Source organism: Orenia metallireducens, from assembly GCF_003001995.1.
In the GTDB taxonomy this organism is placed as follows: Bacteria; Bacillota; Halanaerobiia; order Halobacteroidales; family Halobacteroidaceae; genus Orenia; species Orenia metallireducens_B.
Genome location: NZ_PVNB01000008.1, coordinates 55,516 through 69,912, shown reverse-complemented (window position 1 = coordinate 69,912; position 14,397 = coordinate 55,516). Strand labels below are relative to the sequence as shown.

General features: G+C 37.1%; 16 protein-coding genes. 1 reads left to right on the top strand and 15 read right to left on the bottom strand.

From position 1 onward, the window contains the following. Positions 1 to 137: 137 nt before the first annotated feature. The 5 genes from BX659_RS07575 to cobU all read right to left on the bottom strand — a co-directional run bounded on the left by BX659_RS07575 (position 138) and on the right by cobU (position 6,581). Positions 138 to 1,505, bottom strand: a complete 1,368-nt coding sequence (locus tag BX659_RS07575; RefSeq protein WP_097017514.1) for a cobyrinate a,c-diamide synthase — start codon at positions 1,503 to 1,505, stop codon at positions 138 to 140. A gap of 177 nt (positions 1,506 to 1,682) precedes the next feature. Next, complete coding sequence (gene cbiB, locus BX659_RS07570; RefSeq protein WP_097017513.1) at positions 1,683 to 2,633, bottom strand: adenosylcobinamide-phosphate synthase CbiB; 951 nt, start codon at positions 2,631 to 2,633, stop codon at positions 1,683 to 1,685. Positions 2,634 to 2,635: 2 nt separating this feature from the next. Continuing rightward, the gene (locus BX659_RS07565; protein ID WP_253250707.1) at positions 2,636 to 4,150 is read right to left on the bottom strand and encodes a cobyric acid synthase; all 1,515 of its coding nucleotides are present in this window, start codon (positions 4,148 to 4,150) and stop codon (positions 2,636 to 2,638) included. Between the two features lie 93 nt (positions 4,151 to 4,243). Next, positions 4,244 to 5,755 carry a cobyric acid synthase gene (locus tag BX659_RS07560; RefSeq protein ID WP_097017512.1) on the bottom strand — a complete coding sequence of 504 codons (1,512 nt, stop codon included), beginning with the start codon at positions 5,753 to 5,755 and terminating at the stop codon, positions 4,244 to 4,246. Between the two features lie 106 nt (positions 5,756 to 5,861). Beyond that, positions 5,862 to 6,581, bottom strand: coding sequence for a bifunctional adenosylcobinamide kinase/adenosylcobinamide-phosphate guanylyltransferase (gene cobU / locus BX659_RS07555; protein ID WP_258176124.1), 720 nt, complete (start codon positions 6,579 to 6,581; stop codon positions 5,862 to 5,864). A gap of 70 nt (positions 6,582 to 6,651) precedes the next feature. On the opposite strand from cobU, the gene BX659_RS19415 reads away from it, so the two are divergent. Next, the gene (locus BX659_RS19415; RefSeq protein ID WP_258176123.1) at positions 6,652 to 6,783 is read left to right on the top strand and encodes a hypothetical protein; all 132 of its coding nucleotides are present in this window, start codon (positions 6,652 to 6,654) and stop codon (positions 6,781 to 6,783) included. 60 nt (positions 6,784 to 6,843) lie between these two features. Here BX659_RS19415 and cobK read toward each other — a convergent pair whose 3' ends face one another. From cobK to BX659_RS07505, 10 genes are all read right to left on the bottom strand, one after another. After that, positions 6,844 to 7,593 carry a precorrin-6A reductase gene (gene cobK, locus BX659_RS07550; protein ID WP_097017510.1) on the bottom strand — a complete coding sequence of 250 codons (750 nt, stop codon included), beginning with the start codon at positions 7,591 to 7,593 and terminating at the stop codon, positions 6,844 to 6,846. After that, positions 7,590 to 8,273 (bottom strand): precorrin-3B C(17)-methyltransferase, encoded by a 684-nt coding sequence (gene cobJ / locus BX659_RS07545; RefSeq protein WP_253250706.1) that lies wholly within the window; start codon positions 8,271 to 8,273, stop codon positions 7,590 to 7,592. Before cobJ ends, cobK begins: the two co-directional genes overlap by 4 nt. 29 nt (positions 8,274 to 8,302) lie before the next feature. Then, positions 8,303 to 9,334: a cobalt-precorrin 5A hydrolase gene (cbiG, locus tag BX659_RS07540; RefSeq protein WP_097017508.1), complete on the bottom strand. Its 1,032-nt coding sequence runs from the start codon at positions 9,332 to 9,334 to the stop codon at positions 8,303 to 8,305. Beyond that, positions 9,334 to 10,086 (bottom strand): precorrin-4 C(11)-methyltransferase, encoded by a 753-nt coding sequence (cobM, locus tag BX659_RS07535; protein ID WP_097017507.1) that lies wholly within the window; start codon positions 10,084 to 10,086, stop codon positions 9,334 to 9,336. The genes cbiG and cobM overlap by 1 nt, the downstream gene beginning before the upstream one ends. A 63-nt stretch (positions 10,087 to 10,149) precedes the next feature. Then, entirely contained in the window at positions 10,150 to 10,881 is a 732-nt protein-coding gene (cobI, locus tag BX659_RS07530) for a precorrin-2 C(20)-methyltransferase (RefSeq protein ID WP_097017506.1), read from the bottom strand. 4 nt (positions 10,882 to 10,885) lie between these two features. Further along, positions 10,886 to 11,473: a precorrin-6Y C5,15-methyltransferase (decarboxylating) subunit CbiT gene (gene cbiT, locus BX659_RS07525; RefSeq protein ID WP_097017505.1), complete on the bottom strand. Its 588-nt coding sequence runs from the start codon at positions 11,471 to 11,473 to the stop codon at positions 10,886 to 10,888. After that, a complete protein-coding gene (gene cbiE, locus BX659_RS07520; RefSeq protein WP_253250705.1) occupies positions 11,466 to 12,092 on the bottom strand; it encodes a precorrin-6y C5,15-methyltransferase (decarboxylating) subunit CbiE in 627 nt (208 codons plus the stop codon). Before cbiE ends, cbiT begins: the two co-directional genes overlap by 8 nt. A gap of 4 nt (positions 12,093 to 12,096) precedes the next feature. Beyond that, positions 12,097 to 13,185, bottom strand: coding sequence for a cobalt-precorrin-5B (C(1))-methyltransferase CbiD (cbiD, locus tag BX659_RS07515; protein ID WP_097017503.1), 1,089 nt, complete (start codon positions 13,183 to 13,185; stop codon positions 12,097 to 12,099). A 213-nt stretch (positions 13,186 to 13,398) separates the two neighbouring features. After that, the gene (locus tag BX659_RS07510; RefSeq protein ID WP_097017502.1) at positions 13,399 to 14,016 is read right to left on the bottom strand and encodes a precorrin-8X methylmutase; all 618 of its coding nucleotides are present in this window, start codon (positions 14,014 to 14,016) and stop codon (positions 13,399 to 13,401) included. 4 nt (positions 14,017 to 14,020) lie between these two features. Then, positions 14,021 to 14,386: a sirohydrochlorin chelatase gene (locus BX659_RS07505; protein WP_097017501.1), complete on the bottom strand. Its 366-nt coding sequence runs from the start codon at positions 14,384 to 14,386 to the stop codon at positions 14,021 to 14,023. Between the last annotated feature and the right edge of the window lie 11 nt (positions 14,387 to 14,397).

Here is a 14,397-nt window from a genome sequence, read left to right as displayed (position 1 = left end):
CAATTAGAGAAAGTTTAAATTTTCTCTAACCTGTATTATTTTTCCTTGCAATATTATAACATAGATTGTTATAATATTGAAATTTTTTAAAAGAAAATAATATACTTTGCTTGTGTATAAAATGACTTATAACTATATCAATCATTCCTACAAATTGCCAAAAATCTCTTGACCATATCTAAATTAGACCCAAAATGAAGATGTAGATAACTAGCCAATAAATTATTAACAGCCATCCCTTCATATCTGCCCTCTGCTCCTTTACCACCAAAGAGTTGATAGGCATAATTATCATCCTCTGTTAGATTGATCAATTTAGAATAATGAAACTCATGGCCTTTGACCTCTTGACCTGCTTTTAACAAGAGATTATCCTTAGTAGCTACAGCCTTAACATATCCCATCGCCTGTAGTCTATTCTCCATCTTCACTTGAACAGGAATTGCTCCCACCATTGAAAAGAAAGTACCATCAAAATTATTAATCCCTTCTGTTAAATACATCAAGCCCCCACATTCAGCATAAATCGGCAATCCAGCTTTAACCTGTTGATAGATACTCTCTTTCATACTTTTATTTTCCGATAACTCCGACAAGAAGCTCTCTGGAAATCCTCCACCGATATAAAGCCCATCAACTTCAGGTACTTCTTTGTCTTTAATCGGACTAAAAAATTTCAATTTTGCACCTAAACCTTCTAAAATATCAAAATTGTCCTGATAATAAAAGTTAAAAGCTTGGTCATAAGCTATTCCTAGAGTAACTGGATACTTAGAATTCTTAATAAATAGTTCTCTAGAGTTTAACTTGAGATTAGAAACAGCTTTAGCTAAAGAAAGAATTTCTTCTAAATTAACATACTCTTCCATTAATTTAACTAGTCTATCGATAAATTCTCTGAGTTTCTTGCTCTCAGCAGTAGGTACTAACCCTAAATGTCTTTCAGGTAGAGATAGCTCCTTTTGGCGAGGTAGATATCCCAATACCCTTAACCCAACCTCAGCTTCAATTGCTTCCTTCACCATCCTATAATGCCTATCACTACCAACATTATTTAAGATAACTCCTACAATATTTAGCTTAGAATCAAAGTTCTTATAACCATAGGCTAAGGCTGCAGCACTTCTTGCCACCTTCTTCACATCCAATATTAAAATAACAGGAGCATCTAAAATTTTGGCTATATCGGCGGTACTCCCCTTATCCTGCTGCCCCTGCTTTCCATCAAATAAGCCCATTACCCCTTCAATAATCGAAATATCTGCTTTCGTAGCAGAGTTCACAAAAGACTCCTTGACACCATCCTCTCCTAAGAAATAGCTATCTAAATTTCGAGAAGAATTTCCTGTGATTAGGGTATGAAACCCTGGATCGATATAATCTGGACCTACCTTATAAGGCTGTACCTGATAACCTTTTTTACTCAAAGCAGCCATCAATCCTATCGCCACTGTAGTCTTTCCTACCCCACTTTGAGTTCCTGCTATGACTATTCTAGGATACATCATTACACCTCCTCTTCAACTACTTATTTTACAATTAAAAACTCAAACTCTCTCCTAACCTCTCTCTTTATCTAAAGAGAGAGGAAATTGAGTCCCCCTCTTAAGATTAAGAGGGGTTAGAGAAGTTGTGATTTTTTAAAAGTGAAACTGTCGCTATCTCCTTATATATTACTAAACTTAATAAAATAATCGAATCAAATAATAAATCACCAAAAATAACCCTACATTCCAATACATCAAACTGATAGTATCTTGAATCTGCTCCTTATCAAATTCCTTCCTAGCATCACCTAAATAAGCTCTAAAACTCTCCTCACCTTGATAATAATTAACCCCACCTAAGCGAATATTTAAGCTTCCTGCTATAGCTGCTTCAGGATATCCAGCATTAGGACTAGGGTGCTTTCTAGCATCTCTTAAGATAATTCTAATGGCATTTCTCCAATCCTTACCCTTGATTAAAGCTATTAATATGTATAAACAAGCTGTTATTCTAGCTGGAATCCAATTGGCTAAATCATCTAGCCTAGCTGCCGCCCACCCGAAATAACGATATCTTTGATTCTTATACCCTAACATCGAGTCTAAGGTGTTGACTGCCTTATAGGTCATTGCTAAAGGAAGGCCACCAAGCATCCCATAAAAGATAGGAGCAATTATCCCATCACTGGTATTCTCAGCAAGGGTTTCAATAGTCCCTCTGACTACCTCACCTTCTGCTAAATTATTGGTATCTCTACCTACAATCCAGCCCAACTGTTTTCGTGCTAACTCCAAATTTCCTGCTAATAGTCCTTGATAGACTGCAAAGCCAGCTTGCACTAATCCTTTAATTGCAATAGTCGTTGATAATAACCAGATATTGACCATTAGTCCTAAATAATAATTAACTCGATAAGAATAATAGATTATAGCTTTTGACGTGATATAAGTCAAAGTGATTATTAAAATTGCTAAAATCAGACCAGCTATTCTCTCTCCTCTTTTAGTTGTAACTAACTTTCTAAAGTTTTTTTCTAGATAATTGATGATCTTTCCTATAATGATTACTGGATGGGGATAAAAATTAGGGTCTCCAATGATTAAATCTATGATAACTGCTACAATTAATATCAGCTCTTCTCTCATAGTTACTTCACTCCTATGATCTGATATAACTTTTCCATATCTAGATTCTCTCTAACCAATATAGCCAGTTTATCATAAGCCTCTTCTCTCTTGGCTTTGATATTAAAGAGCTCAGATTTGATAGGAGCTAAGCCTTTATCCACTCTCAACTTATTGATAAACTTTCTTCTAAAGTGGTCATTATCAAAGATACCATGAAGATAAGTTCCCCAGACATTGCCCTTTTGATTGTAAGCCCCATCTATAATAGAGACTCCTTGATCAGACCGTTTAACTATCTCTATCAAAGGCTTACTCCCTTCCCCCAACTCACTCTGACCCAGATGTATCTCATAACCTTCCAAAATATCTTCATATAACTCCATAAATATATCTTTAGAGAGCAGTTTAGCTCTAACTTGATTTGTAGTCTTCTGCTGCTCTAGGGTAGTTATCATATCTAATAATCCTAGACCCTTAATACTTTCTTTTTCAGACTCTACCTTAAAGGGATCATAGATACTCTTACCTAAGATCTGATAACCACCACAGATTCCAACTAACGTAGTCCCTTTATTAGCTCTTTTAATAATCTCTTCTGCAACTCCACTTTCATAAAGGTACTCTAAGTCTCCAATAGTATTCTTCGTCCCAGGCAAGATAATTGCATCAACTTCTTCTAGACTATCTTCAGTCTTAAGATAACGAACTCTCACACCAGGCTCCTGGACTAAGCTATCAAAGTCTGTAAAGTTAGAGATATGGGGCAAGCTAATTATCCCAATATCTAACTGATAATCCTCACTGCCTTGAATATAACTTGGAATTGCATCCTCTTCTGGAAGCTTGAAATCTTTAAAATAAGGGATTACTCCCAAAACCGGTACCCCTGTCTCTTTTTCAAGATAGGCTATCCCCTTCTTTAGCCTCTGGACTTCTCCTCGGAACTTATTGATAATAATCCCTTTAATTCTACTCCGTTCTTCCTGATTCAATAATTCAAAGGTTCCAATAATACTAGCAAATACTCCTCCAGGGTCAATATCTGCTACTAAGATAACAGGAGCAGCTGCCAATTTGGCTACTCTCATATTGACTAAATCAACCTCCCGTAAATTTATCTCAGCAGGACTTCCGGCACCCTCTATTACAATCATTTGATAAGCTTCTTTTAATCTCTTTAAGGAAGCTTTAATCGCCGCTAAACCAAATAAATTGTCATTAAAGTACTCCTGGGCAGTCATATTCTTAACTGCTCTACCATGGATAATCACTTGGGAGCTAATATCCTCTGTTGGCTTTAGTAAAATAGGATTCATATCTACTGTTGCTGCTATCTTTGCTGCTTCAGCCTGTACTGCTTGAGCTCGTCCAATCTCACCACCAGCTCTAGTAACATAAGAGTTCAAAGCCATATTCTGAGATTTAAAGGGTGCCACCCGATAGCCATCCTCTACTAAGATTCTACATAAAGCAGAACTTAAAATACTCTTACCAACATGAGAGCCTGTTCCCTGAAACATAATTGTCTGTGCCAATTTATCACCATCCTATATTGTAAGTTTAAGATTGAGTTTGAGTAAAAACAAAAATTCTACTTAAGCTTAAACTTATGATTAATCAATCTTACCCTATTCTATAATCTGATAAATTTTATCCATATCCAAATTCCCTCTAACAACTTCAGTCAAATTATCATAACTCTCCACTAAAGCCTTTCTAGTAGAGCACTCCTTCGCTAACTCCTTTAAGCCTTTATCTCTCCGTAAGGAATTGATAAATACTCTTCTAAAGTTATCATTATCGAAAATACCATGGAGATAGGTTCCCCAGACTCTAAGATCTTGATTATAGCAACCATCAAGAAGATCTACCTGCACCTTAGAACGAGCCTCTATCTTAAAGAGAGCTTGGGCATTATTAGCAAGTTTAGTATCTCCCATATGAATCTCATAGCCTGTTATTAGCTCATTTTTCAATACTCTAAAAAGATCTAAATCACTATAAACTCTTCCACTCACCTGATAGGTCCTCTTCTCTTTACTGAAAGTAGTCTCTACATCTAGCAAGCCTAAACCTATTATCTGTCTAATCCTACCCTCTACTAACTCTGGATCCATCAACTTCTTACCTAACATCTGATAGCCACCACAGATACCTATCACAGTCTTGCCAGCATTGGCTTGAGCAATTATCTTCCTTGCCAAACCACTGGTATGAAGGTAGTTTAAATCAAGGATGGTATTCTTAGTACCTGGGATAATAATAGCATCATAATTATTCAAATCAGCATCTGCTCCCAGATAATCCACTTCTACCCCTACTTCATAAGCCAAAGAATCAAAGTCAGTAAAGTTAGAGATATGAGGGAGGTTAATTATTCCAATCTTAACCTCTCCTTCTTGCTTACAAAAGTCAGCTAAAGCAACTGAATCCTCGGCTGGAATTCTGATATCCTTTAGATAGGGTATTACACCTAATACAGGCTTTCCTGTCTTTTCTTCTAAGATATCAATTCCAGATTTCAATAACTCAAAATCTCCCCGAAACTTATTCAAGATAATCCCTTTAACCAAATCTCTCTCTTCTGGCTCTAATAACTTCAAAGTCCCTACCACTGCTGCTAAAGCTCCACCTCGATCAATATCTGCTACCAATAATACTGGAGTCTGATTCAATTTGGCCACCTTCATATTGGCAATATCCTTATCCTTGATATTAATCTCGGCTGGACTTCCTGCACCTTCTAAAACTATCAGTTCATATTGAGCAGATAATCTCCGTAGAGAACTATCTATAATCTCCATTGCCCATTCAATATACTCTGGATCCTTTCTATCGACTCCAAAATCACCTATTGGTCTTCCTTTCACTATAACTTGAGCTTGACCATCACCCTTAGGTTTAATCAAAAAAGGTTGCATATCTACACCGATCTCAACATCTGCTGCATCTGCTTGAATTGCTTGAGCCCGACCAATCTCACCACCATCAGCCGTTACATAGGAGTTCAAGGCCATATTCCAAGATTTAAAGGGGGCAACCTGATAACCATCTTGAGTAAAGATTCGACAGAGTGCGGTAGCCAGAATACTCTTACCTACATTTGATGAGGTTCCCTGTAACATAATTGTTTTAGCCATTGCTTTACCTCCAAATTCAATTGACAATGTACAATTAACAATTAGCTTGATCTATAATTGTTAAATATCCTAATGTTTTTATATTTTGAACTTTAACTATATATTATCAATTATCCATTGTAAATTGTCTTTTTATTTTCATACCTAATTCTTTAATCTCTACTGGTATTCCTGCATAAGTAATATAGACCTCATCAGCTTCACTTGCCACTAATTGATTGACTTGACCAACAATATCCCGATAAACCCTACCTAATTTATAAGTTGGAACTAAGCCTTGACCAACTTCATTAGAAACAACTACTAAAGTTAAATTTCTCTCTTTGGCTTCTCCAATAATCCTCTTAACTTCAACAATAATCTCTTCTTCTTTATCCATTCTATTAAAACCATAGTCTCCTTCTCCAAATTCTTCATCATCTAATAATAGATTTGAAATCAATAAAGTTAAACAATCTAATAAGACTACTGCCCCCTCATTCAAATCACCTAAAACATCACTTATATACCTGGACTCCTCAATAGTAGTCCATTCTGCCGGTCTAGAATTTTGATGATGTGCTACTCTATCTGCCATCTCTTGGTCTCTAACTTCTGAAGTAGCAAGATAAGTAACATCTAATCCTCCAAGCTTAGTCACAATCTCTTCAGCAAAGCTACTCTTACCACTTCTGGCTCCACCTAAAACTAAAATTAATCTGCTCAATTGAACCTCTCCTTTGTGATGATATAACCCTCTTATATTAGTAGAAGAATGAATATTGGGACAGTTTAGCTTCTGGCTAGTAGCTATTAGCCAGCGACCAAAGTGTCGCACTATACCCATTAAGCATCATCAGCTAATCTGTATAAATCCACTAATAAAGAGCCATGCTGATAATACAGGAGGTGATAATATGTCTATGGAAAATTATCAATTCTCTAAATTGAGTCAAACAGAGTTGGCAGAGATTAAGAAGATTGAAGATAAGATCAATCAAGATCACCCAGATAAAGAAGTTATCTTATTGGCTTATAATAAGAAATAGTGTAAGTGTGGGGGTGAGTCTTTTATTAGCTTTTTCTCACACTCCCACTAATCACTCACACTATCTGAATGTCTCCATTAAACTCTGATAATCACTCACTACCCTTGGATATTCGATAGCTGGTCTAGTTATCAAAATCACCTTGACTCCTAAGTCTAAAGCAGCCTCCAACTTAGTATTCAATCCTCCTACCCTTCCACTTGCTTTTGTTACTAGCACATCAATCTGATAATCCTCTAATAACCTTTGATTTAACTCCTTAGTAAAGGGTCCCTGCATCCCAATCAAATTTCTAGGGATAAACCCTAACTCATTAGCTTCCTTAATAAACCTCCAATTAGGTAGTACCCTTGCCACTAACCTCTCCTGCCAGTTCTCTAACTCCTCTACAAAATAATGGAGCCTTCTACTCCCAATAGTTAACAGGATTCTATTAAACTCTTTAGCTTGTTTAGCAGCCTCTTCATAACTATCAACCTTGATGAGCAATTCATTATTAGCAAATTCTAGACTTTCCCTTTCAAAACGTAAATACTCTATCCCTAAGCTCTGAGTAACCTTAATTGCAGTCAAAGAGACCTCTTGAGCAAAGGGATGAGTTGTATCAATAATCATACTAATCTTCTTTTCTTTAGCTAATGCCTTCATCTTCTCTGAGCATAATTTTTCTTGAATTACTTCAACCCCTGATTCTACTAAGAGTTGATAGCCATAATCTGTTACCACCGAAGCTAATAGAGGCTGATTTATCTCTTGTAACCGGTCAATTATCTCTCGACTCTCTTTAGTTCCAGCCAAAACCAAAATCATAGCTGATAACCACGAGGTGTTACCATTAAATCACCTTGCTTAAGGGTCTGGGAATTTCCTATAATCACCGTAGTTAGCATATCAATTTTATGTTCTAACATCTCTGCTAAAGTAGTAACAATCAACTCCTCATCCCCCCGTTTAGCCTTACGCACGATACCTACAGGAGTATCAGCACTCCTATTCTCTAAGAAGATATTCCTAGCTATTTCAACCTGCTTAATTCTCTTCTTACTTTTAGGGTTATAAAGAGCAACTATAAAATCGCCCTCGGCTGCCTTCTCTAATCTCTTCTCTATCACTTCCCAAGGTGTCATCAAATCACTTAAGCTGATTACAGCATAATCATGCATTAAAGGTGCTCCTAGTGATGAAGCTGCTGCATTAGCTGCTGTAATTCCTGGGATTATCTCCACTTCTAGCTTAGGATTTTCTTTTACTAACTCTAAAATCAACCCAGCCATACCATAGACTCCAGGGTCTCCACTACTGACAATTGCCACCTCTTCACCTTCTAAAGCCAAATTAATTGCTTGTCGGCAACGCTCTACCTCCTTGGTCATACCATTACTTATTACCTGTTGTTCTTCAGTCAATATCTCTTCTAATAGTTTAATATAAGTCTGATAACCAACCACTACATCTACTTGTTGCAAGACTCGATAGGCTTTCAGACTCATATACTCGATATCCCCTGGACCGATTCCCACTACATAAAGCTTTCCTCTACCACCGCTACTGTTACCCTTCCTTTGATCGTCTTGGGTAGGAGTAACTGAGAATTCTTTGCACTTAAGACTGCTACTGGTTCGCATACACCACCAACTCCTATCTTCTCTTTTACAAATTCAGAACTTGTATATTCAAAGTCTACCCTTTTAATCTCTGCTCTACTGATAATATTTAAAGGAACCTCTAAGCTATTAGCAGCCTCTACAATTCCTATTTCCTTCTTTTTTAAATCAACAGTAGCTAAAGCCTTGATACTCTCTCTTCTTAGCTGCAACTTCTCTAAAGCATATGAGATAGCATCTTCTATCTCTGTTACACTAATACCCTTTCTACAGCCAATACCTAAAATGATATTCTTGGGAACTAATTGTAGATATTCTGCTGAGAAATCAATAGCTTTATTTGTAATAATTACAGGGAAACCTTCCCTCTGCCCTAGCTCCTTTAAAGGATATAAATTAATATTCTCATCTTCATCTAGCTCTAAGTGATAATCTGTAAAGATATTTAAAGTCTTGTCATTGACTATTGCTGAATTGGCTAATTTTAGATTTTCAAAAGGAATAATCTCACAATCCAATCTCTGAGCAAGTAAATCAATTGCCAACTTACCATGACAATCAGTTGCTGTGCTAATCACAGGGTTTGCTCCAATTAAAGTTGCAATCTTCTCTGTCAATCCATTAGCTCCCCCCAGGTGCCCTGACAGGGTACTGATTACATTCTGCCCAGTCTCATCAATGGTTACCACAGCTGGATCCCTTCTCTTATCAGCTAAGTAAGGTGCTATTACCCTAACTACAATTCCTAGTGCCATAATAAAGACTAAAGCATCATATTCTTCAAACAGCTTAGCCACTAACTCCCTTAAAGTTGTATCAAAACTATGTATATCCTCACCTTCAGCCAATTTAACTGGTAAATAAATTTCAGCTTCTTCTAATTTCTCTCCTAAGCTCTTAGCTAAAGTCCTTCCCGATTCAGTCAAAGCAATAATAGCTAACTTCATTAATTTTCTGCCTTTCTAAATTCATGGCTAAAGTTCTTATCATATAGCTTTGATTTATCATAATCACTATCCAAAAACTCGCCTACTAAGATCATTGCAGTCTTCTTAATCTCAGCTTCCTTAACCTTAGCTGCTATATTCTCTAAAGTCCCTTTGACTATTCTTTGGTCAGACCAAGAAGCCTTTTGAACCACAGCAATGGGGGTACTAATTGGATATGCTTTACTTAATCTTTCTACCACATCTCCGATCATATGTACACTTAAGAAGATAGCCATCGAGGTTTGGTGCTGGGCTAACTTCTCTAAGCTCTCTCTGGCAGGAACAGGGGTTCTACCTTCTAACCTAGTAATAATCAATGATTGAGCAACACTAGGTAAGGTAAACTCCCGCTCCATAGCTGCCGCTGCTGCTAAAAAGGAGCTAACCCCTGGGATAATCTCATACTCTATCCCTTGCTTTTTCAAATAATCTATCTGCTCCTGTATAGCTCCATAAAGACTAGGGTCTCCTGTATGGACTCTAGCTACTATCTTTTCAGCTTTAACCGCTTTTTCTATAGTAGTTAAGACTTCTTCTAAGTTCATGGTAGCACTATTATAGACCTCTGCTTGAGGAGCATAATCTAAGATGGCAGGATTGACCAAAGAACCAGCATAGATAACTACCTCTGCTTTTTCCAAAACCTTCATACCTTTAATAGTCAATAAGTCTGGGTCTCCTGCTCCCGCTCCAATAAAATAAACCTTCATATTAGCTTCCCTCCTTTTGTTCAAGTATGAGTGATTAGTGTGCGTGTGAGTAAGGTCAGAAGATTAAAAAAATAATTTTTTACTCACACTCACACTATATTTTCTCTTAACTATAATCATCGATAAATAATCTATCTTTTCACCAATCAATGACCTCAAATCTCTAGTAATGAACTCTCCATCTTGCCCACAGCGACTGATAAAGACCCCATTCTCTACTAAATCTAACTTCTCCAACATCCTGACTATCTCCTCATAATTTTTAGAGACCTTCATCAACACTACATTCTCATAGCTAGTTAATATCTCTGCTAAGTCATCACAGTCATAAGCAGTAGGGATAATCATGACCTTCTCTTTTCCTTCAGCTAAAGGCAGATTCAATCTAGCAGAACAAGCATTTATTGAGGTAATACCAGGTACTGTTTCAACTTCAAACTCTTTTTCTCTAACCCTCTCTAAGATATAGATATAAGTGCTATATAATAAAGGATCACCTAAAGTAATAAAGGCTACATCCTGACCAGATTCTAATAACTCTATAATCTCTTCTGCTGCCCTATCCCAAGCTAGCCTTAATTTTGCTCTATCATTGGTCATGGGAAAGAGTAGATACTTCACCCTCCCTTGACAATCTACTACCTCTTCTACTATATTTAGAGCCACACTTCTCTTATCTTTGCTAGATTGAGGAGTACAGATTAAATCAACCTCTTCTAAGATTCGTTTTGCCTTTAAAGTCAATAACTCTGGGTCTCCTGGTCCAATCCCTAATCCATATAATCTTCCAGCCATCAAATCATCCTTTCTCACCACTAATAATATATACTGGATTCAAGCCTTGTAGCATCTGATAATCTCCTACCTGTCGTGTTCTAGTTACTGCAATATTACAGATTTCAAAATCATAAGCTAACTCCTCTAACTTCTTAATAGAAGAATTCAAGGTATTTAAGGTGATTGCATTAATTACTATTCTACCTTTTGCTTTTAGCTTCTTATCTATCACATCTAAAATCTCCTCCAACTTTCCTCCACTACCTCCAATAAAGACCCGATCAACTTCAGGTAAATCCAACAAAGCTTTAGGAGCAGAACCCTGTATTACTTCTAGATTACTTACTTGAAACTTGGCAGCATTACTCTTAATTAAGTCAACCCCCTCTGTTTCTCGTTCAATTGCGTAGACCCTTCCCTTGGAGGCTAATAAAGCACTCTCTATTGTCAATGACCCTGTTCCAGCACCAATATCATAGACAATACTATCATCTTTTAAGCGGAGCTTAGACAGGCTAATAGTTCTGACCTCTTCTTTGGTCATAGGAATTTCACCACGAATAAACTCACTATCAGGAATCCCTACAGTTCTATAATTCCAGTTATCCATTATAAATCACCATCACTGTTAATTTAGCAAATTTTTGCTTACTTAACTCCTCTAAAGAAGCCTCTACTATCCTTTCTGATTCGTAAGATAAATTCTCTACTACAATTCCAATCTTATTCTTTACTCCATTCTCCACTAAAAACTCAGCAATCTCGTTAGGAGGAAATTTATTATCGGTAAAGAAGGCTACTTTATCCTTAGTAGAAACCAGCTCTAATAAAGCTTTCTTATCCCTGTTCCCATGCAAACTAGTAATATAAGCATCCTGCCAAATCAATTTTGCCTTAGCAAAGGCTAACTGCATCGCACTAATTCCTGGGATGACCTCCAGCTCACTCTTAGAGAAGAATCTTTTGAGATAATTCAAGATGCTATATAGTCCCGGATCTCCTGAAACTAAGACTGCTATCTTCTTAGTTTGGTAATTTTCTTTAATATAATCTTTAATTTTTGCTAAATCTACAGTAATTAGTATCTTCTCCTGCTTATACTTCTTAAATAACTCCAAAGCCCTGCTTCCACCAATAATAACATTAGCCTCACTGACAACCCTCTCTGTAATTGGTAATAGATAATCTCTACTTCCAGGGCCTATCCCTAAGATATGTATCTTGTTCACTAGATCACCAACCTCCATATCTCCCCAATATTTCTCCTTGCATCGAAAATAAAAGAGACTTGACCTCTAATTCTCCATCAACATGCTCCTCTGCCCTAATACTTACTCTTTTTGCTAATAGATTAAAAACCTCTTCAAATCCAGCTTCTTTGATTATCTCTATAGTCTCTTCAGCAGTATTGGCAGTTAAGATTTGATTGATTAACTCTTCTCTTCCTCCTATAGAAGCAGTATAAGCAGCAATGGTCTCTAATCTAGCATCAGCTAGATGGCTATGGGTATTGAAGATTCCAGCCCCTACCTTGACTAGCTTGCCAATATGCCCCAGCAGAATAATCTTCTTAACCCCTCTAGCTACACACTCTTTGAGCATAAAGCCTACAAAGTTACTCATTCTAATAATCTGCTCTTCTCTAAAACCTAAATCTATTGCCATTCTCTTTCCATAGTTGCCAAAGACTAAAACCAGTTCTTCTTCTCCTAAGGCTACAGCCTGACTGATATTGATAGCTAAAGAATCGCAATAAGCCTTCTCAGACATGGGTTCTACAATCCCTGTCGTTCCCAAAATAGAGATTCCACCTATAATTCCTAACTTGGGATTGAAGGTCTTTTTAGCTATCTCTTCACCTTCAGGCACTTCAATAGTAACCCTTACTCCTTTATCAGCAGGTAAAACTTTGTTAATCTCAGTTTTTAACATCTTTCTAGGTACAGGATTGATAGCAGGCTCTCCCACTTCTACTGCTAAACCAGGTTTGGTAACTTGACCAACGCCCTTTCCTCCCAGTAATTCAATTCCCGACTCAATCTCTTCCACCTTAGCAATTATCTCAATCCCATCAGTAGCATCGGGGTCATCGCCACCATCTTTTAAGACTGAAGCAACTACATACCCCTCTTTTATCTCCAAGATATCTACCTCTAAATCTAATTCAATTCCTGCTGGTGTATCTATCTTTACTCTAGCTATTCTCTTACCAGTAAAGAGAACATAAGTAGCTGCCTTAGCTGCTGCTGTAGCCGTACTCCCTGTTGTATATCCTCTTCTTAATTTTTTTCCATTTTTGACTACGTAGGAATCAAATACCATAATAACACCATCCCATACTCATAACTTTGTGCTTAGAGTATATATTTAAACTTATACTGAGATTTAGATAATAGAAGGATATTGGGACAGTTTAGCTTCTGGCTACTAGCTTCTAGCGGTTAGCTAAGAAATTATAAATTTAATAGCTAGAAGCTATGGGCTAGTAACTATTAGCCAGCGACCAAAGTGTCGCACTATACCCATATAACCCCATTAACACATATAAAGCAACGCATTAACAATCGATGCTGCTACTGGACTTCCACCTTTTCTTCCTCTAACAGTAATGTAAGGGATATCCAACTTTTCTAGCTCCTCTTTAGACTCCTTAGCTCCTACAAAGCCAACGGGAGTTCCAATAATTAACTCTGGTTCTGCCTTTCCTTCCTTAACCAATTTAATCAATTCAAAGAGAGCTGTAGGGGCATTGCCAATGGCAAAAACCTTATTATCTTTATCTTGAGCTGCTCTTCTCATAGACATCATTGACCTTGTTATCCCCAGCTTCTTAGCTTCTGTGGCAATCTCCTGATTGCTAATAAAACAATCCACCTTAATATTTAATTCCCTGCTCTTACCTTTAGTAATCCCTGACTTGAGCATATTTACATCTGTCACGATATTAGCACCTGATTTAAGGGCTGCCAAACCAGCTTCAATTGCTCCCTTAGAAATCACTACTAACTTGGCAAACTCCAAATCGGCTGTAGCATGAATTACTCGTTTAATTACTTTATCCTCTTGAGGACTTTGACCTAAGTCTCCCACCTCTTCAGTGATAATCTCCATACTTCTGACTTCAATCCCTTTAGGGTCTTTATTAAAATCCATAAGCTCATCCTACTTCCTTTACCCGTTCTACCATTAGCTCCGCTATCTTCTGGTCAGCACCAATATTTCTACCAAAGATAAACTCAACCTCTGGATACTTCTTCTGCTCTAGCTTAATTAGTTTAGGAATATCCTCTTGAATATGTATACCAGGAAATAAGAATAAAGGAACTACTATTACCTTCTTAACCCCAGCTTTAACGACCTTCTCTATACTTTGAGCCAAGCTTGGTTTAGCCAACTCCATTGATGCCTTCTCTACTATCTCATAATCTATCTCTTCCTTAACCATCTCTACTATACTATCAAAGACCTGGTTTGCCTCTACTGTTCTACTTCCATGACCTAAGATAATTACACCTGTTTTCATTTTTAATCTCC

Bases quoted from the DNA above. Each gene is read 5' to 3' on its own strand.
- cbiG (WP_097017508.1), bottom strand. From the start codon at position 9,334: ATGAAGTTAGCTATTATTGCTTTGACTGAATCGGGAAGGACTTTAGCT.
- cobU (WP_258176124.1), bottom strand. From the start codon at position 6,581: ATGGGTATAGTGCGACACTTTGGTCGCTGGCTAATAGCTACTAGCCAG.
- cobJ (WP_253250706.1), bottom strand. From the start codon at position 8,273: ATGAGTCTGAAAGCCTATCGAGTCTTGCAACAAGTAGATGTAGTGGTT.
- cbiB (WP_097017513.1), bottom strand. From the start codon at position 2,633: ATGAGAGAAGAGCTGATATTAATTGTAGCAGTTATCATAGATTTAATC.
- cobK (WP_097017510.1), bottom strand. From the start codon at position 7,593: ATGATTTTGGTTTTGGCTGGAACTAAAGAGAGTCGAGAGATAATTGAC.
- cobM (WP_097017507.1), bottom strand. From the start codon at position 10,086: ATGAAGGTTTATTTTATTGGAGCGGGAGCAGGAGACCCAGACTTATTG.
- BX659_RS07505 (WP_097017501.1), bottom strand. From the start codon at position 14,386: ATGAAAACAGGTGTAATTATCTTAGGTCATGGAAGTAGAACAGTAGAG.
- cobI (WP_097017506.1), bottom strand. From the start codon at position 10,881: ATGGCTGGAAGATTATATGGATTAGGGATTGGACCAGGAGACCCAGAG.
- BX659_RS07560 (WP_097017512.1), bottom strand. From the start codon at position 5,755: ATGGCTAAAACAATTATGTTACAGGGAACCTCATCAAATGTAGGTAAG.
- BX659_RS19415 (WP_258176123.1), top strand. From the start codon at position 6,652: ATGTCTATGGAAAATTATCAATTCTCTAAATTGAGTCAAACAGAGTTG.
- BX659_RS07510 (WP_097017502.1), bottom strand. From the start codon at position 14,016: ATGGATTTTAATAAAGACCCTAAAGGGATTGAAGTCAGAAGTATGGAG.
- BX659_RS07575 (WP_097017514.1), bottom strand. From the start codon at position 1,505: ATGTATCCTAGAATAGTCATAGCAGGAACTCAAAGTGGGGTAGGAAAG.
- cbiT (WP_097017505.1), bottom strand. From the start codon at position 11,473: ATGGATAACTGGAATTATAGAACTGTAGGGATTCCTGATAGTGAGTTT.
- cbiD (WP_097017503.1), bottom strand. From the start codon at position 13,185: ATGGTATTTGATTCCTACGTAGTCAAAAATGGAAAAAAATTAAGAAGA.